Origin of the sequence: Streptomyces sp. NPDC006393 (genome assembly GCF_040628575.1) — a bacterium.
Lineage (GTDB): Bacteria > Actinomycetota > Actinomycetes > Streptomycetales > Streptomycetaceae > Streptomyces.
Genome location: NZ_JBEXZD010000010.1, coordinates 64,589 through 84,148, shown reverse-complemented (window position 1 = coordinate 84,148; position 19,560 = coordinate 64,589). Strand labels below are relative to the sequence as shown.

Below are 19,560 nucleotides of genomic sequence, written 5' to 3'. Positions count from 1 at the left end.
TCGCCGACACCGGCCGACGCTCTCCGCACGGGCGATCGAGGAGTTCGCCGAAGACATCGACGAGTACAGCCGGCTCTGAGACCGACGCCCGTGCGCGGCCGTGCCCCCTTCATGGCTTCGCCGGGCGGTGGTGGGCGGCGCGCGCGGGCCTCCCAGTCGACGTCGATCTCCGGGCAGCGGCGATCGGAGTAGCCCGGCACCGCGAAGCCGCGGTGGGGCGGCCGGTCGGCGAGGCCTACGCCGACCACCCGCACGGGCGCCTCACCAGGGGCGTATTCGCCGCAGGGTCGCGTCCCGCAGGTGGGCGCAGACCCGGCACGTCCTGAACCGGCGGGCACCCGCCCGTCGCCGTTCCCGGTGCAGCCACCAGGGGCGGGTCTCGCGGACGATCCGGGCGAGGGCGCCCCACCTGTAGCCGACTCGAAGAGGCACTGACGCCGTGCGCGGCAGACGCTCTCGCTATCGGGGTCCGTGCAGGAAGGTGGGCAGCCGGTACGAGCGCACCACGGCGGTCACGGTCGCGGCGACGAGGGCCGCGCCCCACGGTGCCAGGTCGCGCAGCGGTCCGTGCCCCTCCGCCGTCACACCGCGCGGCGGCACCCGCCCCTCGGGGTCGTAGACGACGGCGAGCGCGTCACCGGGCCGCGTCTCCTGCCCGCAGCCGCGCCAGATGCGGACCGTGAGCGGAACGCCGTCGCGGTCCGTCACCGAGCAGAGATAGCGGCCGTGCCGGCCGTCCGTCACCCTGCCGTCCTCGACCGACGTCACCACCGCGGACTCCACCCGCCCCCGTTCCGCCAGCACCAGGCCGGCGGCGGCCTGCGGCGCCTGGACCGCGAGGCACACTCCGAGCAGGGCGGTGACACCGATCAGCGCACGGCCGGCTCCCACACAGGACAGGTACAGGGCGAGGGCCGCCGCGCACACCAGTCCCGCCTCGCCGTCGGCCAGTGAGGGCCTGCCCGTCCAGGCGCCCAGGACGGCCGTGCCGACGATCGCCGCGGCGCCGAGGCTTCCCGCGAGGATCCCCTCTCCGAGAAGCCGGCCGGGCGGCAGCCCGACGAATTCGGCAGGGCCCCACACCGTGGTCCGCAGGTGCGCCATGAGGTGCGGCTCGGCACGGGTCGAGGGCCGACGCCTTCGGCGCATGCGTGTCACACTTCCGCGTCCCTTCCACGCCCGTCGGCGGGCCCGTTTCACCATTCCCTTGCATTATGCAAAACCTGGTGGATACAGGGAAGCGCCGCCCGGGGCCGGCGTGAGCGACCGGGCGGCAGGCGGTCACACGTCGCGGGGCCGCGCGCTCGGACCCGCGTTCCTTCCCCCTTCCACCGTGCCGAGGTCGACGCGCTTCACTCGAAGGGGTCGGGCTTTCCCGTGGCATGGCCGTGGTAGCGGAGCAGGAGCATCGCGGCGTCGTCATGGAGCGGCCCGGCGGCATGCCGGACCAGGTCCGCACGCAGGGCCTCCAGGGCGCGCTGCGCGTCGGGCTCCTTCAGCAGGTCCGCCCGGTCCCCGAGGGGGTAGAAGGAGCCGTCCGGGTCCCGGGCCTCGGTGACGCCGTCCGTGTACAGCAGCAGTTGATCACCGGGCGCGAAGTCCACCCGATAGGGTTTCGGGCCCTCGGTCCCGTGGGCGCCGAGTCCCAGTGGCAGGGCGTAGGAGGGCGGCTGAGGGAAGTCGACGCCGCCGTCCTCACGGACGACCATGGGTGCCGGATGGCCGTGGTTGAGGAAGACCACCTCGCGCTCCGACCCGAATTCGGCGAGCACGGCGGTCACGAACCTCTCCCCCTCCAGTTCCCGGGCCACGCTGCGCTCCAGTCGCTCGCCCAGCCCGACCAGGTCGGGTTCGTCGTGGGCCGCCTCCCGGAAGGCCCCGAGCACGACGGCGGCCGTCTCCACCGCCGCCAGCCCCTTGCCCTGCACATCGCCGACGATCACGCGGATGCCGTGCGGCGAGGCGACCACCTCGTACAGGTCGCCGCCGATACGCGCCTCCGCGACCGCCGAGGTGTAGGACACCGCCGCCTGGAGCGGGCCCGCGGAGCGCGGCACCGGTCGCAGCAGCACCCGCTGGGCCACCTCCGCGATCGACCTCACACTCGCCAGCTCCGCCTCCCTGCGCGAGCGCATCACGGCGGCCGCGATGCCCGCACCGGTGACCCCCGCGACCGACGCCATCGCCGTGAACCCCCGGCGCTCCTCGAACAGCCCGTCGTACAGGCCGAGCCCCACGCACACCAGCAGAGCCACCGCGCCGATCGACGCCGTACGCCGCCACCCGCCGAGAAGCCCCGAGAAGGCCGGTCCGAGCGAGACCAGCGGCAGGAACCCCACTCCCGGCCCGACGACGACGTCCGCCACGGCCACCACGGCCATCGCAGCCATCGGCAGCCAGGACAGCAGCACGGAACCGGATCTCGGTTTGCTCACGGTCACGACGTCCTTCCAGCGGCCCAGCAGTGTTCGAGAGCCGCCGGATCACGAACACCGCAGAGGCCCTCCCCGCCTTCAGGCTATGCAAAGGCTCTCCCCGCGAAGCGGCTCCCGCCTCGCGTCTTTATCCAATAGAGGCCGAGAGTCGACATGTCCGGTATCCCGGGCCTCACCGTGTGCCGCCGCCCTTCCGGTCACCACCGGTGAGCTGACCCACCATCATGACGATGAGGCCAGCTGCCAGCACAGCTCGAAGGCCGACCGCCGCGACGCCGGAGGCCGCGATGGCAGCGCCAACAGGACGAGGGGCACGGCGAGGTACGGCTTCACGGTTCCTCCCCTGCGCACCGGGCGCAGGCCCGGGTCAGGTCGCGCCGGGTCCACCTGGACGCCGATTGAACAATCGTTTAGCATGCTGTACATGCGTTCAATCCCCGACGACCGCACCACGCGGGCCGTCATCCGTGACGAGGCGCTGCGCCTGTTCGCCGCCCACGGGCCGGAGGCGGTCACCGTGCGTCAGATTGCGTCCGCCGCGGGCGTGTCGCCCGGCCTGGTCGTGCACCACTTCGGATCGAAGGAGGGGCTGCGCCAGGAGGTCGACCAGTACGTGCTGGCCGTCTTCGAGGCGATGCTCGGCGAGCTGACCGGTGACGGCGCAGCGGAACTGCTCGATCCCGGCGCCGGGGCGAGTTCGCTGAGCGAGGCGTTCGCCCGTCACCTTCCGGACGACTCGCCCCTGCCGGGTTACCTGCGCCGGCTCCTGCTGTCGGACACAGACGCCGGGCGGTTGCTGTTCCGGCGGCTGTACGACCTGAGCAGGGCCACGCTGGACGGCCTGGCCGCGGCCGGGCTGGCCGCCCCCGGGGCGGACCCGGCGGTGCGCGCCGCGCTCCTCCTGGCCAACGACCTTGCCCTGTTCCTGCTGCGCGACCGCCTGGCCGAAGTCCTCGGCAGGGACCCGCTGTCGGCCGAGGGCATGGCGCGCTGGGCGCCGGAGATGCTCAGCATCTACGCGGGCGGGCTGAACGCGGCACCACCACATCCACGAGGAGACGCTTCATAGGGAGGCCGCGCATGGCGACCGGCTCGACACCCGCACACCCACCTGTCCTTCGGGCGACCGGAATCCACAAGTCCTACGGCAAACACACCGTGCTGCGCGGGGCCGAGCTGACCGTGGCCCCCGGGCAACTCGTCGCCGTCGTCGGCGAGAACGGCGCCGGCAAGTCGACCCTGCTGAAGATCCTGGCCGGCACCCAGCCCGCGGACCGCGGTGAAGTCTCGCTGGCCGGGGCCCTCGGCTACTGCCCGCAGGACCCGGTCCTGAACGGGGCGCTCACCGTCGAGCAGCACCTCCGCTACTTCGCCGCCGCCCGGCGCCTGCCCGACATGGACCGCGGCCGCGAACTCGTCCGCCTCCTCGGCTTCGAGCGGTACGAGCGGTCGGCCGCCGGGGAACTGTCCGGCGGCACCCGCCAGAAGCTCAACCTCACCCTGGCCCTCCTCCACGACCCGGACGTCCTCCTCCTCGACGAGCCGTACCAGGGGTTCGACTGGGACACCTACCTGCGGTTCTGGGACCTGGTCGAGAACCTGCGCGCCCGCGGCAAAGCCGTCGTGATCATCACCCATCTCGTCTTCGAACAGGACCGCTTCGACCTGCTGGCCGATCTCACCGACGGCCGCCTCGCCCCGCGCACCGCTTCCCGGGAGGACCGCCATGCCGACGCCTGACACCGCACATCTCCGGCCGCTGTACGGTCAGTTCCCGACCGCGCTGCGCTTCTCGCTGCGCGACCAGACCCGCAACCGGCTCGCCGGTCTGCTGCTGGTCGTCTTCGTGCCGGTCTGGTATCTGGTGATGGACGCCATGGCCTTGGGCCAGGTGCTGGACTTCAAGCTGTACGCCACCGGGAAGGTCCTGCACGTCGACGGCGCTCGCCTCACCCTGATCTCCGCGGGCCTCAACTCCGTCACGATGATCGCCGGGTTCGTCGTCTTCGACGCCGTGCGCAAGGCCCTCGCCTTCGACCGGCGCCTCGTCTTCGCCGGGTTCCGGCAGTCCACCCTCATCGGCGCCAAGACCCTCGCCATCGCGGCGGTCACCGGCGCGATCGCCCTGTACACCGCGCTGGCCGTCCTGTTCTTCTGGCGGCCGACGGCCGGCGGCTGGTTCGCCGTGCTCGCCGGATTCGCGGCCATCGCCCTCACCTACGGCGCCCTCGGGCTGCTTCTCGGCGTCCTGGTGAAGCGGGACCTGGAGGGTTTCTTCCTGATCATCATGGGCGGGCTGATGGACACCTTCCTGCAGAACCCGCTCGGCAATCCCCTCGCCAACAAGCCCGTCCTTCAGTGGTTCCCGTCCTTCGGCCCCATGCAGTTCGCCGTCGGCGGCTCCCTCGGTCACACCGCTCTGTGGGGCCACCTCGCCCTCGGTCCGGTCTGGGCCGCGGCGTTCGGCGCCGTGGGGCTGGCCGTCTTCCGGTTCAGGACGCGGAACCGGACGTACACCGGGTGACCACGGCGCGCGCATCGCGTCGCGCATCGACCCACGTGCAGGAATAGCCGTGGAACCCGGCCGGTTGCCACGACCATGACGACGAATGCGCCGCGGCCCGAGGTGCTGCGCTACACCGCCTTCTCCAGCTCCCCCGACGGCGGAAACCCCGCCGGTGTCGTCCTGGACGCCTCCGGACTGGACGACGGCGACATGCTGGCCATCGCCGCCGGCCTCGGGTACTCGGAGTCCGCGTTCCTGACGGCGCCCCCGGAGGGCTCCGGTGGCCAGGAGGAGCGGGCGTACAGCATCCGGTACTTCAGCCCCAAGGCCGAGGTGCCGTTCTGCGGGCACGCCACCGTGGCGACCGCCATCGCGCTCGCCGAGCGGACAGGCCCCGGGCACTTGGTGTTCGCGACGCCCGCCGGGAGCGTGCCGGTGGAGGTCGTCGAGGAGGGCGGGGCCATGAGGGCCACGCTCACCAGCGTCGAGCCGCACATCGAGGAGATCGACGCCGCCGACCTCGCCGAGGCGCTCACGGCGCTCGGCTGGCCGGCCGCCGATCTCGACCCGGCCTTCCCTCCCCGTGTCGCCTTCGCCGGCGCCCGCCATCTCGTTCTCGCGGCGGCCACGCGTGCTCGCCTCGCGGACCTCGCATACGACTTCGCGCGCCTCGAAGCGCTGATGCGCCGCTTGGACCTGACCACGGTCCAGTTGGTGTGGCGGGAGTCGGCCACCGTCTTCCACGTGCGTGACCCGTTCCCCGTCGGCGGTGTCGTCGAGGACCCGGCGACCGGCGCCGCGGCCGCCGCTTTCGGTGCGTACGCCCGTGAACTCGGCCTGGTCCCCGACGACGCCGTCCTCACCCTGCGCCAGGGCGAGGACCTGGGCCGCCCCGGTGAGCTCACGGTGACGCTGCGCCCCGGTGAGGCGCGCGTCCGCGTCAGCGGCACAGGAACCCGCATCAGCTGAGACGCCGGCCCCGGCGGCGGCGCTGCCCGCCGCCGTCGAGGGCACCATGACGTACGGTCAGCCCGCCGTCAGCTGCCACCTGACTTCTCCGTCGTGCCATTGGTCGGTGGGGGTCAGGCCGCTGGCGGTGGCGACGGCGGCGGACGCCTCGTGGTCGGGGTGGATGTGGGCGATGACCGTGTGCACGCCTTGTTCCCGGAGCCAGGCGAGCAGTCCTCGGGCCGCCTCGGTGGCGATGCCGCGCCGCTGCCAAGGAGTACCCACCACCCAGGCGATCTCCGCCACACCTCCGTGAGCGTCGGCGGTGACCGTCGCCTGGACCGTGCCGGCCAGGCAGGCCGCGTCACGCAGTTGTATGACCCAGTTGCACCAGGAGACAGTGGGGTCGGGCGAGCCGGCGACCAGGCGTTCGTAGCGGCTGCGCAGTGCCTGCGCGGTGGCCGGAGCGCCTCCGATGAAGGTGTGCAGGTCCGGGTCGGACAGCACCGAGGCCATCTCTTCGGCGTGCTCGATCGCCAAGGGCAGAAGAGTCAGCCGGCCGGTGTGGACGGTTGTGGGCTCCAGGACGCTCACGCTGCCCTCCGCTCGGGGCGTCCGACGAGTATGGGACAGGAGAGGAGACACGGCGATGGCCGAGCGCTTCATCCGTGCGGATGGTATCGAGCTGTGCACCGAGTCCTTCGGCGACCCGTCGCATCCGCCCGTCCTGCTCGTCATGGGCACGGGGGCTTCCATGCTGTGGTGGGAGGAGGACTTCTGCCGGATGCTCGCCGGGGGCGGCCGTCACGTGATCCGTTACGACCACCGCGACACCGGCCGATCCGTCACCTACGAGCCGGGCCGGGCCGAGTACACCGGCGCGGACCTGGTCGGTGACGCCGCCCGCGTGCTCGACGCCTACAGGATCCCGGCCGCGCACGTCGTGGGCGTCTCGGCCGGAGGGGCGCTCGCGCAGTTGCTCGCGCTCCATCACGCGGACCGCGTCCTCTCACTCGTCCTGATCAGCACGTCGTCCGCCGTACCCGGCGACCGCACGCTTCCTCCACCGGCCGAGGAGTTCACGCGGTTCGTCTCGACCGCGCACGTCGACCGGTCGGACGCCGACTCGGCGATCGATCACCAGGTCGCCTACGCGCGCGTCCTCGCGGGGGGCCGGCGCCCGTTCGACGAAACCGCCGCCCGCGATCTGGTCCGTCGCGACCTCGAGCGCGCGCACGATTTCGCCGCCGCCGGCAACCACGACTCGCTTCCGGACGGCGAGCTCCCGAGGGCGTCGCTGTCCTCGATCGCCGTGCCCACGCTGGTGATCCACGGGACCGCCGACCCGTTGTTCCCACTCCGGCACGGCGAGGCACTCGCCGAGCAGATCCCCGGGGGACGGCTCCTGGCCCTGGAGGACGCCGGTCACGGGGTCGACCGAACGGACTGGGCGGTGATCGTCCCCGCGATCCTCGAACACACCGCCGCATCGGCATGAGGAACACGAACAGCTGGTCCGGCACCGCGGCAGGCCCGGCGGGCCCGATTCCGGTGGTCATCGATACGCCCCGGGCAGCGGGTCAGCCGACCCATGCTCCAGGGAGGTCCGCGCGGATGACCTCGAGATCGGCCACGGTGTGGCCGCGTGCATGGATCCAGCAGTGATCCTGCGAGCCGTCCCGGCGCAGCAACCGGCCGGGAGCCGCGTACCAGCGCACGGGTGAGTCCTCCTCGCTCGCCCACATCGGATGGTCGGGCAGGGCGACACGGGAGTAGGACCGCTGGAGGTCCGGCGCCAGGGCGTCCGGCAGCTCGCAGGCGTCGTAGAGGCTGTCGGCGCCGAAGAGCGACTCGCTCAGCACCAGCTCGACCCATGCCAGGGACATCCGATCGAGGAAGGGAATCCAGCCCTGGTGGGATTCCACCACCACTGGAGGATCGTCCTGCTCGATCCGGTCGAGCGGAATCCCCCATGACGCGCAGTCCTGGTTCTCGCGACGGAAGACCAGGACGCCACCCAGGGCGTCGTGGACATGGAGCCCGGCCGGCGGGACGAGGGGGTCCTGCTGTCGGGTCAGGTCGTCCCGGTGACCCAGAAGCGCGTATCCCTCTCGCACAGCGGCGGGGAGTTCGAAGCCGAGATCGCCTTCCGCGGCGAGCAGCTCTTCCGCGGCGCAACCGTCTTCGGGTCGCAGCGGGCGCCCTGTCCACCGACCGGCGAACCACCGCACGAAGTCCCAGGCCTGCGAGCGGTCGGCCGGACCGTCTCCCAGTGCCACCGACACGTCGGGACCTTTCAACATACCGGGACGCTACCGCGCCTCCGCCGGGCAGGCCGAGCGGGCGGGTGAGGGTGCCTGCTCGTATGCTGCCGCCATGACCACCCAGACACCCTCCCTGACGCCCGCGGAAGCCTTCGATCTCCTGCTGTCCGGTAACCGGCGATTCGTCGCGGGCACCCCCGAGCACCCGAACCAGGACGCCGCCCGCCGCGCCGAGACGGCGCCGGTCCAGCATCCCTTCGCGGTGCTCTTCGGATGCTCGGACTCCCGGCTGGCCGCCGAGATCATCTTCGACCGCGGGCTGGGCGACCTGTTCGTGGTCCGCACCGCCGGTCACATCGTCGGCGCCGAGGTGCTGGGCAGCATCGAATACGGAGTGGACGTGCTGGACTGCCCGCTGGTGGTCGTCCTCGGGCACGACTCCTGCGGTGCGGTGGGCGCCGCGTGCGCCGCGCTGGAGGACGGCAAGGCGCCCGCCGGATTCATCCGGGACGTCGTCGAGCGCGTCACCCCCAGCGTGCTCGCCGCCCGGGCCGCCGGACACGTCGAGGCCGACCAGGTCCTCGCCGAACACGTGAGGTCCACCGTCGACCTGCTGCTGGACCGCTCCCGCATCCTCACCGAGCGCGTCGCCGCCGGCCGGGCCGCCGTCGTCGGCCTGTGCTACCGCCTCGCGGACGGCAGCGCGGAACTCGTCGCCGCCCGCGGCCTCGACGCGCCGGTCCCCACCACGCCCTGACGGCCGTGGGCGGTGCCGTCGGGCTCCGTTCGTCGTTATGCGTCGATGGGGCCACTGAACGGGCCGGAGCGGATCGGTGAGAGGATGCGAGGGTGTCGGCAACGAACAGTGACATCGAGAAGGCGGCCGGTGTGCTGCGCGCGGGGGGCTTGGTGGCCTTCCCGACGGAAACCGTCTACGGCCTGGGCGCCAACGCCGAGGATCCCGCCGCGGTCGCGCGGATCTTCCAGGTCAAGGGGCGCCCGCCCTCGCATCCGCTGATCGTCCACATCGGCGGTGCCCAGCAGCTGGACGACTGGGTCGAGGACGTGCCCGCGACCGCGCGCCTGCTGGCCGAACGCTTCTGGCCGGGGCCACTGACGCTGGTGTTGCGGCGCGGCCGGCGGGTGCCCCTGGAAGCGACCGGCGGGCTGGAGACGGTGGCCGTACGCGTGCCCGACCACCCCGTCGCTCTCGCACTGCTCGGGGCCTTCGGCGGCGGCGTCACCGCCCCGTCCGCCAACCGCTTCGGCCAGGTCAGCCCCACCACGGCCGACCACGTCCGTGCGGAGCTCGGCGACCGGGTCGACTTCGTCCTGGACGGCGGACCCTGCCAGGTCGGCGTCGAGTCGACCATCGTCGACGCGACGGGTGAGATCCCGAGCATCCTTCGACCCGGCGGGGTCACGCGCGAGGATCTCGAAGCGGTGCTCGGGCACCGGCTCGCGGTCCCGTCGGCAAGCCCGATCCGGGTGCCGGGCCAGCACCCGTCGCACTACGCACCCCGGGCACGGGTCGTCCTCGTCGAGCCCGAGAAGGTCGTCGCCGAGGCGGAGCGCGCACAGGAGCTGGGACACCAGGTCGGCGTCTTCCTTCCGCCGGCCCTCGCCGACGCCCCGGTGAAGGCGCACGCCGTGGTGGCCCTCCCCGACTCGCCGGCCGCCTACGCCCGCGGCCTGTACGGACTCCTGCGCGAGCTCGACCAGCAGGGGTGCGACCTCATCATCGCGTCCCTGCCCGTGGAAAACGGGCTGGGACTGGCGATCGCCAACCGGCTCCGCCGCGCCGCGGGTCCCAGGCCCTCTTGAGTGACCGGCACCGGCACCGGCGCCGGCACACCGTACCGACCCCGCTTGTGCGAGGCCGGCTCGGTGAGGAGTTCGGTGAGGAGTAACGGCCGTCATTGCATGGGGAGTTGAGCTCCTGCCCCGGCTCCGCAGCCGGCCCTCTCCACGGCCGGGTCCGTGTGACCGCGATGAGGCGGCCGCCCCCTCTTCTCTCAGGGCTAAGATTTCAACGGGTGCGCGGGCACGGGAGCCCGCGCCTCGCGAGGGAACGAGCCGCGAGGGGATGACATGACTCAGCGCAGGGCGGTGCGGCGACCGGACGCCGTGGCGGGGATCGTCGAGGACTGGGCGCGTGAGCGGCCCCATCTCGACACCGCGCCGCTGGAGGTGCTGGCCCGGCTGCACCGCGCCTATCTCCAGTACCACTCGCGGCTGACCTCGCAGATCGAACGGCACGGCCTGTCCGTGGCCGGCTTCGACGTGCTGACGGCGCTGCGCCGGTCCGGGGCTCCGTACCGGCTGACCGCGGGACAGCTGGCGGCCTCCGGTCTCATCTCCTCGGCGGGCGTCACGCTGCGCCTGGACCGGCTGGAGAAGGACGGGCTGCTCGTACGGGAGCGCGACGCCGACGACCGCCGCGTCGTCTACTCGCGCCTGACCGACGCCGGACTGCGCAAGGTCGACGAGGTGTTCGCCGAGCACCTGGAGAACGAGCGGCGGATGCTCGGCGGGGTCTCACCCGCCGAGCGCCGTCAGCTGGCCCGGCTGCTCACCAAGCTGGAGCGCTCCATCGTCGAGTCCGACGAGGCCGAACCCGAGGAGGAGGCGGAGGCGGGCTGAGCGCCGGCCGGCCGGAGCAGCGGCCGGGTCCCGCACACCGGAGTGACCGGCTGCGTCCCGGCCGGCAGGCCGAATCCCGCGCCGAAGCCGCTGCCGCCGCCGAGGGTCGGCAGCGCCGATCCCTGTCGTCCCCGGAAGCCGTTGGCCAGGATCAACCCGGTCGCCGCCACGCGGCGGCTGTCGCCGTCATGCGGCCGGGTCCGCCGCGCCCGCCTTGGACTGCTGCCTGGCCTGGGCCTGGTAGAGGCGGCGCAGCCGGACCACGCCGAGGTCGTGCTGGTAGAGGTTCTCCTGCTGGTCGGCGTCGGCGGGCATGGCCTCCAGCATGACCCGGTCCTGCTCCAGGACCTCCCAGTGGCGTTCCTCGATGAGGGTCTTGTACAGGAAGCGCCAGGTGTCGCGCTGCCAGCCGGAGACGCCGCGGTAGCGCCAGAAGAAGACACCGGTGCGCTCGGCGTCCACCGGGCAGGCCATGCCGACGATGCCGAACGGGCCGCCCGGCCCGGCCGACGGCGGGTACGGGATGGACAGGTCCACCCAGTCGACGCCGGTGCGGCACAGTTCGACCCAGTCGAAGTTGACGCCGCGCTGGTCGGTCTTCTCGAAGAAGTAGCCCCGCTCGGTCTCGCGGATGCGGAACTTGGCCGTGGTGTCGCCGTCGTACATGGTGTGCGACTCGTGGTGCAGGAACGCGCCGTGCATCGGGTCGAGCAGGTTCTCCATGGCGAAGCGCCACGGCACGTTCCACTCGGCGTAGCAGAGGATCGCGGAGGTGTCGGGGTTCGTGAGCGGCTCGGGCAGGGTCAGGTCGGCCGGCTCGGGGTGCTCCTCGTCGCCGAAGTAGGCGAGGATCGCGCCGCCGACCTCGCGCACCGGCAGGGAGGTGACGAGTGTCTTGCCCTCCAGGTTGCAGCCGGGCAGGCCGGGCACGGAGGTGACCGTGCCGGAGCCGTCGACCTCGACGCCGTGGTACCAGCAGGCGACGCGGTCGCCGAGGTGCTTGCCGAGGGAGAGCGGGGCGCCGCGGTGCGGGCAGCGGTCGGCGAGCATGGACAGGGTGCCGTCGGCCCTGCGGAACAGCAGCCAGTTCTCGCCGAGCGCGGTGACCTTGCGCAGGCCGCCGGGCTTGACGAAGTCGGAGGGCACCACGGGGTGCCACTGGTTGCGCAGGCCGTGGGCGAGGATGTGGGCCGCGGTGTCGCGGGTGGAGAGGGTCATGTCAGGCTCCCAGGCGGTGCATCTCGGCGCGGAAGGTGTCCTCGGTCCACGGCTCGCCACCCGGGGTGTGGACCTGGCGGGCGTTGAGCCCGGCCACGACGTCGGCCAGTTCGTGGCCGTCGTGCGTGAAGATCTCCTCGAGGGTGCGGGCGAGCTTCAGCTCGTACGGGGTGGGTTCGTGGTCCCGGCTCTGGTGCGGGTCGAGGTACGGCCAGGTGTCGGTGGTCATGGATGTCTCGCTCTCCGTACGGGTCACAGGTCCAGGACGAGGCGGTCGGAGGCACAGCGGGAGACGCAGATCATCATCGTCTCGCCGGCGGCGTGCTCGGCCTCGCTGAGCAGGTGGTCTCGGTGGTCGGGGGTGCCGACGAGGACGCGGGTCTCGCAGGAGCCGCAGATGCCGTCGCGGCAGGAGGAGTCGACGGTGAGCCCCGCGTTCTCGGCGGCTTCGAGGATGGAGGTGGAGGCGTCGACGGTCAGGGTCACACCCGAGGCGCGGCACTCGACCTCGAAGGCGGTGTCGTCACCGTCGCGTGCCACGGTGGCGGGTGCGGCGAACCGTTCGATGCGCAGCCGTCCGGCGGGGCAGGCCTCCTCGGCCGCCTTCAGCAGCGGTTCGGGTCCGCAGCAGTACACCAGGGCGTCGTCCGGCAGGTCGCGCAGGGCGGCCGCCAGGTCGATGTGGCCCTGCTCGTCCTGCGGTACGAGGGTCACCTCGCCGCCGGTGAGCGCGGTCAGCTCGGTGCCGAACGCCATGGTGGCGCGGGACCTGCCGCCGTGGACGAGCCGGTAGGGCACCCCGTCCCGGTCTGCCTGGCGGGCCATCGCCAGGATCGGGGTGATGCCGATGCCGCCCGCGAGGAAGACGTAGAAAGCGGCGGGTTCCAGGGCGAAGTGGTTGCGCGGGCCTGCCACGCGGACGCTCTGGCCCGGGCGCAGCTTGCCGTGCACGTGCCGCGAACCGCCACGCGAGGACGGCTCGTCGAGGATGCCCAGGCGGTAGGTCATGAGGTCGGCGGGGTCGCCGCACAGGCTGTACTGGCGGACGTGCCCGCCCACGTGCAGGTCGAGGTGGGCGCCCGGGGTCCAGGCGGGCAGCGGCTTGCCGTCGGGGTGGACCAGGTCGACGGAGAGGACGCCGTCCGCCTCCCAGGTCATGCGGCGGACGAGAAGGTCGAGTTCGTGCTCGCGGTCGGCGGTCATGGCGGTGGCCTCCCTACGCGGTGGGGATGGTGACGGGCGGGGTGAACGGGTTCTTCATCGGACCGAGCGCGTCCAGGTCGACCTCGACGAGGGTCGGGCCGTCGGAGTCGAGGGCGGCCTGGAGGACCGGTGCGGCGTCCGCCTCCGACGCGATGCGTGCGTAGGGCAGGGCGCAGGCGGCGGCGAGCGGCGCGAAGTCCGGGGTGAACAGGTCGACGCCGGAGCGGCGTTCGCTGTACTTGTCCTGCATGTTGCGCAGCACCCCGTAGCCGCCGTCGTTGAAGACGATCACGGTCAGGCGGGGGCGTTCCTGGGCGACGGTGAGGAGTTCGCCGAGGTGTACGGCGAGGCCGCCGTCGCCCGCGATGACGACGGTCGGCTGCTCCGGCCGGGCGAGCGCGGCGCCGATGCCCATGCCGAGGCCCTGGCCGATGCCTCCGCCGCGCGGGAAGACGTTGGCGCGCGGGTCGTGGATCGGCAGGAGCCGGTTGCCCCAGGACGAGGAGGGGATGGTGACGTCGCGGGCGACGACCGCGCCGCGCGGCAGGGCGGCGGCGAGCGCGTCGCAGACGGCGGCCTGGGGGCCGATGTTGTCGTGCAGGGTGGCCCGTACGTCCTCGCGTACGGCGGTGACGCGGGCCGGCCAGTCGGCGTCGGCGCGTACGGCCGACCCGGTCAGCGCGGGCAGGACGGTGGCCGCGTCGCCGTGCAGGGCGTGCCGTGCCGGGTACACCCGGCCGAGCGCGGCCTCGTCGACGTCGATCTGGATGTGCGCGTCGGGCAGCTTCAGCGTGTAGTCGGCGGTTTCGTTGGAGCGGAAGTGGGTGCCGATGGTGAGGAGCACGTCGGCGTCGGCGAGCAGGGCGCGGCAGGCCGGGGTGGTGGCGAAGTTGCCGATGACCAGCGGGTGGTCCTCGGGAACGCTGCCGCGGCCGGAGTTGGAGGTGAGCAGGCCGGCGCCGGTGGCCTCCAGCAGGGCGAGCAGTTCCTCGCGCGCGGCGGTGGCTCCGCCGCCTGCCCAGATCAGCGGGCGCCGGACGGAGGCCAGCAACTCGCGTGCGGCGGCGAGGGCGGCGGGGTCGGGCGCCGGCGCCGTGGTGGCCGGGGCCGGATCGCCCTCGTCGTGCTGGGCGGCGTACTGGAGGTCGATGGGCCACTCGACGCTCGCGGGGCCGCCGGGTGCGCTGAGCGCGGCGGCCGACGCCTCGCGCAGCAGCCGTCCGGCGTCGTGCGGGGAGGTGACGGTGGCCGCGTACGCCGACACTGCCTTCAGCATGCCGAGCTGGTCCTTGGTCTCGTGGATGAATCCGCGCCCGTTGCCCAGGTACGACGACTCGATCTGGCCCGTGACGTGCAGGACGGCCGTGCCGGACGACTCGGCCTCGATCAGGGAGCCGGCCGCGTTGCCCGCTCCGGTGCCGGTGGAGGTGAGCGCGCATCCGATGGAGCCGCGGGCGCGGCCGTAGCCGTCGGCGGCGCTCACGGCGGTGGCCTCGTGGCGCACCGGCACGAACCGCAGCTCGCGGTCGACCGCCTCCACCAGCGGAAGGTTGTGCACCGAGACGATGCCGAAGACGGTGTCGATACCGAGGGACTTCAGATGGGCGACGAGGAGGTCGCCTCCGTTGTCGTACTGCCCGTGGTGCATGGGGAGGCTCCTCACAGGATGCCGCGGCCGACTCCGCCGCAGACGTCGATGCTGGTTCCGGTGATGTACGAAGCGCGCGGGGCGAGCAGCGCGACGACGGCGTACGCCACCTCCTCGGCGCGGCCGAGCCGCCCGAGGGCGATGCCTCGGTCGGCGGCCAGCTCGGCCTGCCACTCCTCGTAGGTCAGGCCGCTGCCCGCGGCGGCGTGCCGGCGGGTCCACTGGCCGGTGTCGATCAGGCCGAGGCAGACGGAGTTGACCCGGATGCCGTCGGCGGCGAGTTCCCGGGCGAGGGACTTGGAGAGGTTGAGGATGCCGGCGCGGGCCGCACTGGTGGTGATCAGACGGGTCTCGGGCTGCTTGGCGAGCACCGCGTTGATGTTGACGACCGAGGCGGCATCCGAGGCGCGAAGGTGACTCCGGGCGGCGGCAAGGGGGTTGAGGACGCCGGCGAACTTCAGCTCCAGCTCGTCGCGCCAGTCCTCGGCCGTGGTGTCGTCCAGGCGCTTCATGCGGGACTGGCCCGCGTTGTTGACCAGGCCGTCGAGCCCGCCACCGAAGTGGGAGGCGGCGGCGTCGGTGAAGCGGCGTACGGCGTCGGCGTCGCGGACGTCGCAGACGCCGGTGAACAGCCGCTCCGTGCCGGCGCCGAGCCGGGCGGCGGCCTTGGCCAGGCGGTCGCCGTCGCGTCCGCAGGTGGCGACGCGGGCGCCTTCGTCGAGCAGGGCGCGGACCGTGGCCAGGCCGACGCCGGAACTGCCTCCGGTGACCAGTACCGTGCGGTCGGCGAGGCCGAGATCCATGACGTACTCCTTGCAGACAGATCGAGGGGTGAGGGGCTTCAGTGCATGGTGAAGCCGCCGTTGACGGCGATCACCTGTCCGGTGAGGTAGCGGGACTCGTCGCCGAGCAGGAAGGACACCAGGCCGAGGAGGTCCTCCGGCTGCTGCGGCCGGGAGATCGCCCGGTTGGCGGCGTACAGGGCGTGGCGCTCGGCCGGTACGGTCTCGGTGGCCTCGACCTCGGTGAGTCCGGGGGCGACCGCGTTGACGGTGATGCCCCGCTCTCCCAGCTCACGGGACATGCCCCGGGTGAGGGCGATGACCGCGCCCTTGGAGGCGATGTAGTGGGCCAGGCGGGGCGAGCCGTACAGGGCGGCGTCCGAGGCGATGTTGACGATGCGGCCGGGGCGGCTCATCAGCGGCAGCAGGTGCTTGGCCATGAGCCAGGGGCCGCGCGCGTTGACCGCCATGAGCCGGTCCCAGACCTCGACGTCGATGTCCTGGAACTCCTTGCCGCCCACACCGTTGGCGAGCGCCGCGTTGTTGACCAGGCCGTGGACGGGGCCGCAGGCGGCGAGCCGGTCCGCGAGCGCCGCGACCGAGGCGGGGTCGGCCACGTCCAGCGGGACGAACTCCGCCTCGCCGCCCGCCGCGCGGATCGCCTCGGCGGTCCGCTCCCCCCACGCGGTGTTCAGCTCGGCGACGACGACCCGGAAGCCGTCCGCCGCCGCCCGGCGGGCCATGGCCTCCCCCAGGCCACGGCCCGCCCCCGTCACGACGACGGTTCGCCGGACGGACGGCCCGGACGTGTCGGACACCTCAGTCACGGGTGACGCCGTACAGCGGCGAGTACTCGGGGTAGGTCGGCACCTGCGGCTTCTGCGTACCGATGATCACGCAGAACAGCGCGTCGGTGTCGCCCTCGTTCTTCAGCGAGCGGGTCACACCGGCCGGCACCACGATCATGTCGCGGTAGCCGAGGGTGCGGTACTCGACCTCGTCGGGGCCGCGGTGGATGCCGACGCGGACCTCGCCCTCCAGGACGAAGAAGGCCTCCTCGACGTCGTGGTGGGTGTGGGCCGGGCCCTCGGCCCCGGGCGGCAGCAGCATGTTGGAGAAGGTGAAGCCGCCGGAGGGGATGATCCGGTTGTCGCTCTCGTGGTTTCCGGTGGCGCCGGAGCCGACGTAGCGGATCTGCGCCCGCCGGTACTGCGGGCCGGCCTTCTCCTGGAAGGAGAGGGTGTTCCAGTCGGGCTCGCGGGAGTCCTTGGTGGCGATCAGGGACTCGGTGTACTTGGCGAGGTCGCCGCCGTTGTCGTACTCGGTGGTGGTCACAGGCATGGGGTTCAGCCCTTCTCGTGGGTGGTGCGGTGGTCGGTGGCGATGTGCAGATGGGACAGGAGCCAGGCGTTGACACGCTCGGGCTGCTCCTGGTTGGCCAGGTGACCGGCGTCCTTGACGATCACGTACGCGGTCTTGTGCAGACCGCCGGCCAGGACCTGTGAGCTGTCGGGACCGGTGACGTGGTCCTCGTCGCCGCACAGGACGAGGGTGGGCGCGGTGATGCGGTGCAGTTCGCCGCGCAGGTCGGTGGCGGCCATGGCCTCGGCGGCGTGTCCGTAGCCGGGCAGCCGGACGGAGCCGGCCATGGTGGCGGTGACGCGCTCGACGAGCTGCGGGGGCGCGCCGGCCGACACCAGACGCGGTGCGCGGGCGGCGGCGAAGGCCTCTGGGCCGAGCCGGGCCAGCTCGTCGGCGCGGGCGCGCATCCCGGCCGCCTTCTCGGGATCACTGCCCGAGCCGGGTGTGGAGTCGAGGACCATCAGCGACTCGACGAGGTCCGGGTGGCGCACGGCGAGCCGCAGGGCGATCACGCCGCCCCAGGAGACGCCGAGGACGTGGGCGCTGCCGCCGCGCGCGCGGATCACCTCGGCCGCGGTGTCGGCGTAGTCGTCCATCGTCAACGGCCCGTCGGGGTCGGCCGACTTGGCGTATCCGGGTGCGTCCCAGGCGACCACCCGGAACGTGGCGCCCAGCGCCGCGAGCTGGGGGGCGAGGGCGGCCGAGGAGGATCCGATGCCGTGCAGGCACAGCAGCAGCGGGCCGCTGTCGCCGGCCTCCTCCAGGTGGAGGCCCGAGATGTCGTAGGCGGTCACAGGATCTGACCCGTCCGTCCGGCGAGCGCGGCGAGCGAGCGCAGCACCGCGTAGGGCACGACCTGACTGGTGGCCGGGTTGGCGGCGTCGGGCAGGTGACGCACCTCGAAGCGGTAGACGCCGTGCGCGCCGCTCGCCTCGATGACGTGGGAGGTGTGCCGGGCCGCCGGGTCGGCGACGACGCTGACGCTGACCGCGTCCGGGTCGCCGACGGCGAGGGCGACGGAGGCGGCGACGTTGGTCGACTTGGGGAACTTCACCGGGACGTCCCGGGCGGTGCCCGCCATCACCTCCACCGGTTCCGTGGCCGACCGCATGCGGCTGAGCAACTCCGCGTCCATCCAGGGCTGTTCGAGGGTGGAGGGCAGCTTGGTGGTGGTCAGGCGGACCTCGTCGAGGGGGCCCATGGCGCGTACGGCCTGGAGGAGGTCGAGGCCGCCGACCGCGCCGCCGGTGAAGTAGACCCGGCCCGGCCCGGTGTGCAGCAGCCGCTTGGCGAGTTCGTCGTCGGTGAGGGCGCCGGTGGAGGCGACGAGCAGGTCGGCGCCGGAGGCGAGGATCGTCTCGCCCCAGGCGCGCACGACGCCCTGCCCGGCGGCCTCGACGATCAGGTCGCAGTGGTCCATGGCCTGTTCGACGGTGTACTGCGGGGCGGGCACGGAGTCCCCGAGGGGCCGGTTGTCGACCACGCACACCAGCTCGGCGCCCGGGATCTCGCCCGTGGCGAGCGCGCCGCCGACGACGCGGCCGATGGCGCCCCAGCCGATCAGGCCGACGCGACGCGGTGTGGGGGTGCTCATACGGGGACTCCTTCGGTGTCGGCGTCGAGGGGCGGGACGACGGGGCTGCCGTCGGCAGTGCCCGCCATGTGGGCGCGGATCAGCTTGGAGGGCGGTCCGGCGGTGCCCCACAGGTCGGACAGTTCGGGGGTGCGCCGCCACACCTTGCAGATCCAGCTGTCCTCGACGACCTGGGCGACCTCCGAGGTGTACTCGCAGACGAGGCCGGTGGGGTCGGTGAAGTAGGAGAAGGTGTTGTTGCCGGGGCCGTGCCTGCCCGGCCCCCATTCGGGGGTGATGCCGTGGTGGCGCAGGCGTCCGAGTCCGCGCATGAAGTGGTCGATCGAGCTCATCTCGTAGGCCACGTGGTTGAGGGACACCCACGGCGCCTGGTTGAAGGCGATGCTGTGGTGGTCCGTGTTGCAGCGCAGGAACGCCATCTGGTGCTCGGACCAGTCCGAGACGCGCATGCCGAGGACGTCCTGGTAGAAGGCCACCGAGGCGTCGATGTCGGGGGTGTTGAGGACGGCGTGGGTGACGCCCACGGGCACGGCGCCGTCGCGTCCGCGCGGGGCGACCGCCCAGGTGTCCGCGGACAGTTCGATCAGCCTGCCGTCGATGTCGTGGAACCGCAGTCCGTAGCCGCCGCCCACCTGGTCGAGCGGTCCGGGGCCGGTGACCGGGGTGATGCCGCGTGCTTCGAGGCGGCGTGCCGCCTCGTCGATCTCGGCGGGGGTGGCGACGGCGAAGGCGAGCCGGCCGAGGCCGATGCGGTCGGCGCGAGTGAGCTGAAGGGCGTGGTGCTCCTCGCCGGTGCCGCGCAGCCAGCTCGCGCTGTGCTCGGCCTCGACGACCTCCAGTCCCCATGCCTCTTCGTAGAAGTCGGTGGCCTCGGCGAAGTGCGGGGTGAGCAGCTCGACGGAGCGCAGGGCGCGCAGGCGGGCGATCGGCGGACGAGAGGGGTGTGTCATGGTGAGG

The 19,560-nt window shown here is 72.7% G+C and carries 22 protein-coding genes and 1 pseudogene; 8 read left to right on the top strand and 15 right to left on the bottom strand.

The genetic code is table 11. The features are described 5' to 3' along the window. Positions 1-124: 124 nt before the first annotated feature. The 3 genes and pseudogenes from ABZ484_RS07545 to ABZ484_RS07535 form a co-directional block, all read right to left on the bottom strand. A pseudogene (locus ABZ484_RS07545) lies at positions 125-363 on the bottom strand (hypothetical protein); the annotation flags it as partial. A 96-nt stretch (positions 364-459) separates the two neighbouring features. Further along, a complete protein-coding gene (locus tag ABZ484_RS07540; protein WP_358864947.1) occupies positions 460-1,149 on the bottom strand; it encodes a hypothetical protein in 690 nt (229 codons plus the stop codon). A gap of 203 nt (positions 1,150-1,352) precedes the next feature. Further along, positions 1,353-2,390, bottom strand: coding sequence for a PP2C family protein-serine/threonine phosphatase (locus ABZ484_RS07535; RefSeq protein WP_358864984.1), 1,038 nt, complete (start codon positions 2,388-2,390; stop codon positions 1,353-1,355). Between the two features lie 469 nt (positions 2,391-2,859). Between ABZ484_RS07535 and ABZ484_RS07530 the strand changes: the two genes are divergently transcribed. The 4 genes from ABZ484_RS07530 (at position 2,860) to ABZ484_RS07515 (ending at position 5,910) form a co-directional block, all read left to right on the top strand. Next, positions 2,860-3,504, top strand: a complete 645-nt coding sequence (locus ABZ484_RS07530) for a helix-turn-helix domain-containing protein (RefSeq protein WP_358864946.1) — start codon at positions 2,860-2,862, stop codon at positions 3,502-3,504. Positions 3,505-3,515: 11 nt separating this feature from the next. Next, positions 3,516-4,175 (top strand): ABC transporter ATP-binding protein, encoded by a 660-nt coding sequence (locus tag ABZ484_RS07525; RefSeq protein ID WP_358864945.1) that lies wholly within the window; start codon positions 3,516-3,518, stop codon positions 4,173-4,175. Beyond that, complete coding sequence (locus ABZ484_RS07520; protein WP_358864944.1) at positions 4,162-4,959, top strand: hypothetical protein; 798 nt, start codon at positions 4,162-4,164, stop codon at positions 4,957-4,959. The genes ABZ484_RS07525 and ABZ484_RS07520 overlap by 14 nt, the downstream gene beginning before the upstream one ends. 75 nt (positions 4,960-5,034) lie before the next feature. Beyond that, a complete protein-coding gene (locus ABZ484_RS07515; RefSeq protein ID WP_358864943.1) occupies positions 5,035-5,910 on the top strand; it encodes a PhzF family phenazine biosynthesis isomerase in 876 nt (291 codons plus the stop codon). Between the two features lie 57 nt (positions 5,911-5,967). Here ABZ484_RS07515 and ABZ484_RS07510 read toward each other — a convergent pair whose 3' ends face one another. After that, positions 5,968-6,483 (bottom strand): GNAT family N-acetyltransferase, encoded by a 516-nt coding sequence (locus ABZ484_RS07510; RefSeq protein WP_358864942.1) that lies wholly within the window; start codon positions 6,481-6,483, stop codon positions 5,968-5,970. Between the two features lie 55 nt (positions 6,484-6,538). Between ABZ484_RS07510 and ABZ484_RS07505 the strand changes: the two genes are divergently transcribed. Beyond that, entirely contained in the window at positions 6,539-7,387 is an 849-nt protein-coding gene (locus tag ABZ484_RS07505) for an alpha/beta fold hydrolase (protein ID WP_358864941.1), read from the top strand. A gap of 82 nt (positions 7,388-7,469) precedes the next feature. Here the strand turns inward: ABZ484_RS07505 and ABZ484_RS07500 are convergent, their stop codons facing one another. Next, a complete protein-coding gene (locus tag ABZ484_RS07500; RefSeq protein WP_358864940.1) occupies positions 7,470-8,192 on the bottom strand; it encodes an SMI1/KNR4 family protein in 723 nt (240 codons plus the stop codon). A 73-nt stretch (positions 8,193-8,265) separates the two neighbouring features. On the opposite strand from ABZ484_RS07500, the gene ABZ484_RS07495 reads away from it, so the two are divergent. The 3 genes from ABZ484_RS07495 (at position 8,266) to ABZ484_RS07485 (ending at position 10,796) form a co-directional block, all read left to right on the top strand. Beyond that, a complete protein-coding gene (locus tag ABZ484_RS07495; protein WP_358864939.1) occupies positions 8,266-8,910 on the top strand; it encodes a carbonic anhydrase in 645 nt (214 codons plus the stop codon). 92 nt (positions 8,911-9,002) lie between these two features. After that, positions 9,003-9,977: an L-threonylcarbamoyladenylate synthase gene (locus ABZ484_RS07490; RefSeq protein WP_358864938.1), complete on the top strand. Its 975-nt coding sequence runs from the start codon at positions 9,003-9,005 to the stop codon at positions 9,975-9,977. 267 nt (positions 9,978-10,244) lie between these two features. Next, a complete protein-coding gene (locus ABZ484_RS07485; RefSeq protein ID WP_358864937.1) occupies positions 10,245-10,796 on the top strand; it encodes a MarR family transcriptional regulator in 552 nt (183 codons plus the stop codon). Positions 10,797-10,982: 186 nt separating this feature from the next. On the opposite strand, the gene ABZ484_RS07480 is transcribed toward ABZ484_RS07485, so the two are convergent. The 10 genes from ABZ484_RS07480 to ABZ484_RS07435 are packed head-to-tail and all read right to left on the bottom strand — an operon-like array spanning position 10,983 to position 19,553. Continuing rightward, positions 10,983-12,014 carry an aromatic ring-hydroxylating dioxygenase subunit alpha gene (locus tag ABZ484_RS07480; RefSeq protein ID WP_358864936.1) on the bottom strand — a complete coding sequence of 344 codons (1,032 nt, stop codon included), beginning with the start codon at positions 12,012-12,014 and terminating at the stop codon, positions 10,983-10,985. Between the two features lies 1 nt (position 12,015). Continuing rightward, positions 12,016-12,243 (bottom strand): recombinase-like helix-turn-helix domain-containing protein, encoded by a 228-nt coding sequence (locus tag ABZ484_RS07475; protein ID WP_358864935.1) that lies wholly within the window; start codon positions 12,241-12,243, stop codon positions 12,016-12,018. A gap of 23 nt (positions 12,244-12,266) precedes the next feature. Next, the gene (locus ABZ484_RS07470; RefSeq protein ID WP_358864934.1) at positions 12,267-13,217 is read right to left on the bottom strand and encodes a PDR/VanB family oxidoreductase; all 951 of its coding nucleotides are present in this window, start codon (positions 13,215-13,217) and stop codon (positions 12,267-12,269) included. Between the two features lie 13 nt (positions 13,218-13,230). Then, positions 13,231-14,865 (bottom strand): thiamine pyrophosphate-binding protein, encoded by a 1,635-nt coding sequence (locus ABZ484_RS07465; RefSeq protein ID WP_358864933.1) that lies wholly within the window; start codon positions 14,863-14,865, stop codon positions 13,231-13,233. Positions 14,866-14,876: 11 nt separating this feature from the next. Continuing rightward, the gene (locus ABZ484_RS07460; RefSeq protein ID WP_358864932.1) at positions 14,877-15,668 is read right to left on the bottom strand and encodes an SDR family oxidoreductase; all 792 of its coding nucleotides are present in this window, start codon (positions 15,666-15,668) and stop codon (positions 14,877-14,879) included. 38 nt (positions 15,669-15,706) lie between these two features. Next, the gene (locus ABZ484_RS07455) at positions 15,707-16,465 is read right to left on the bottom strand and encodes an SDR family oxidoreductase (RefSeq protein WP_358864983.1); all 759 of its coding nucleotides are present in this window, start codon (positions 16,463-16,465) and stop codon (positions 15,707-15,709) included. Position 16,466: 1 nt separating this feature from the next. Beyond that, complete coding sequence (locus ABZ484_RS07450; protein WP_358864931.1) at positions 16,467-16,988, bottom strand: cupin domain-containing protein; 522 nt, start codon at positions 16,986-16,988, stop codon at positions 16,467-16,469. A 5-nt stretch (positions 16,989-16,993) separates the two neighbouring features. Next, the gene (locus tag ABZ484_RS07445) at positions 16,994-17,803 is read right to left on the bottom strand and encodes an alpha/beta fold hydrolase (RefSeq protein ID WP_358864930.1); all 810 of its coding nucleotides are present in this window, start codon (positions 17,801-17,803) and stop codon (positions 16,994-16,996) included. Then, a complete protein-coding gene (locus ABZ484_RS07440; protein ID WP_358864929.1) occupies positions 17,800-18,603 on the bottom strand; it encodes an aspartate dehydrogenase domain-containing protein in 804 nt (267 codons plus the stop codon). The genes ABZ484_RS07445 and ABZ484_RS07440 overlap by 4 nt, the downstream gene beginning before the upstream one ends. After that, on the bottom strand, positions 18,600-19,553 hold the full coding sequence (locus tag ABZ484_RS07435) for a VOC family protein (RefSeq protein WP_358864928.1): 954 nt from the start codon (positions 19,551-19,553) through the stop codon (positions 18,600-18,602). Before ABZ484_RS07435 ends, ABZ484_RS07440 begins: the two co-directional genes overlap by 4 nt. Between the last annotated feature and the right edge of the window lie 7 nt (positions 19,554-19,560).

Excerpts from the sequence above, each read along its gene's own strand:
- ABZ484_RS07495 (WP_358864939.1), top strand. The coding sequence starts at position 8,266 with ATGACCACCCAGACACCCTCCCTGACGCCCGCGGAAGCCTTCGATCTC.
- ABZ484_RS07465 (WP_358864933.1), bottom strand. The coding sequence starts at position 14,865 with ATGCACCACGGGCAGTACGACAACGGAGGCGACCTCCTCGTCGCCCAT.
- ABZ484_RS07470 (WP_358864934.1), bottom strand. The coding sequence starts at position 13,217 with ATGACCGCCGACCGCGAGCACGAACTCGACCTTCTCGTCCGCCGCATG.
- ABZ484_RS07435 (WP_358864928.1), bottom strand. The coding sequence starts at position 19,553 with ATGACACACCCCTCTCGTCCGCCGATCGCCCGCCTGCGCGCCCTGCGC.
- ABZ484_RS07535 (WP_358864984.1), bottom strand. The coding sequence starts at position 2,390 with ATGGCTGCGATGGCCGTGGTGGCCGTGGCGGACGTCGTCGTCGGGCCG.
- ABZ484_RS07505 (WP_358864941.1), top strand. The coding sequence starts at position 6,539 with ATGGCCGAGCGCTTCATCCGTGCGGATGGTATCGAGCTGTGCACCGAG.
- ABZ484_RS07540 (WP_358864947.1), bottom strand. The coding sequence starts at position 1,149 with ATGCGCCGAAGGCGTCGGCCCTCGACCCGTGCCGAGCCGCACCTCATG.
- ABZ484_RS07440 (WP_358864929.1), bottom strand. The coding sequence starts at position 18,603 with ATGAGCACCCCCACACCGCGTCGCGTCGGCCTGATCGGCTGGGGCGCC.
- ABZ484_RS07515 (WP_358864943.1), top strand. The coding sequence starts at position 5,035 with ATGACGACGAATGCGCCGCGGCCCGAGGTGCTGCGCTACACCGCCTTC.
- ABZ484_RS07525 (WP_358864945.1), top strand. The coding sequence starts at position 3,516 with ATGGCGACCGGCTCGACACCCGCACACCCACCTGTCCTTCGGGCGACC.
- ABZ484_RS07500 (WP_358864940.1), bottom strand. The coding sequence starts at position 8,192 with ATGTTGAAAGGTCCCGACGTGTCGGTGGCACTGGGAGACGGTCCGGCC.
- ABZ484_RS07450 (WP_358864931.1), bottom strand. The coding sequence starts at position 16,988 with ATGCCTGTGACCACCACCGAGTACGACAACGGCGGCGACCTCGCCAAG.
- ABZ484_RS07460 (WP_358864932.1), bottom strand. The coding sequence starts at position 15,668 with ATGGATCTCGGCCTCGCCGACCGCACGGTACTGGTCACCGGAGGCAGT.
- ABZ484_RS07480 (WP_358864936.1), bottom strand. The coding sequence starts at position 12,014 with ATGACCCTCTCCACCCGCGACACCGCGGCCCACATCCTCGCCCACGGC.
- ABZ484_RS07530 (WP_358864946.1), top strand. The coding sequence starts at position 2,860 with ATGCGTTCAATCCCCGACGACCGCACCACGCGGGCCGTCATCCGTGAC.
- ABZ484_RS07520 (WP_358864944.1), top strand. The coding sequence starts at position 4,162 with ATGCCGACGCCTGACACCGCACATCTCCGGCCGCTGTACGGTCAGTTC.
- ABZ484_RS07485 (WP_358864937.1), top strand. The coding sequence starts at position 10,245 with ATGACTCAGCGCAGGGCGGTGCGGCGACCGGACGCCGTGGCGGGGATC.
- ABZ484_RS07475 (WP_358864935.1), bottom strand. The coding sequence starts at position 12,243 with ATGACCACCGACACCTGGCCGTACCTCGACCCGCACCAGAGCCGGGAC.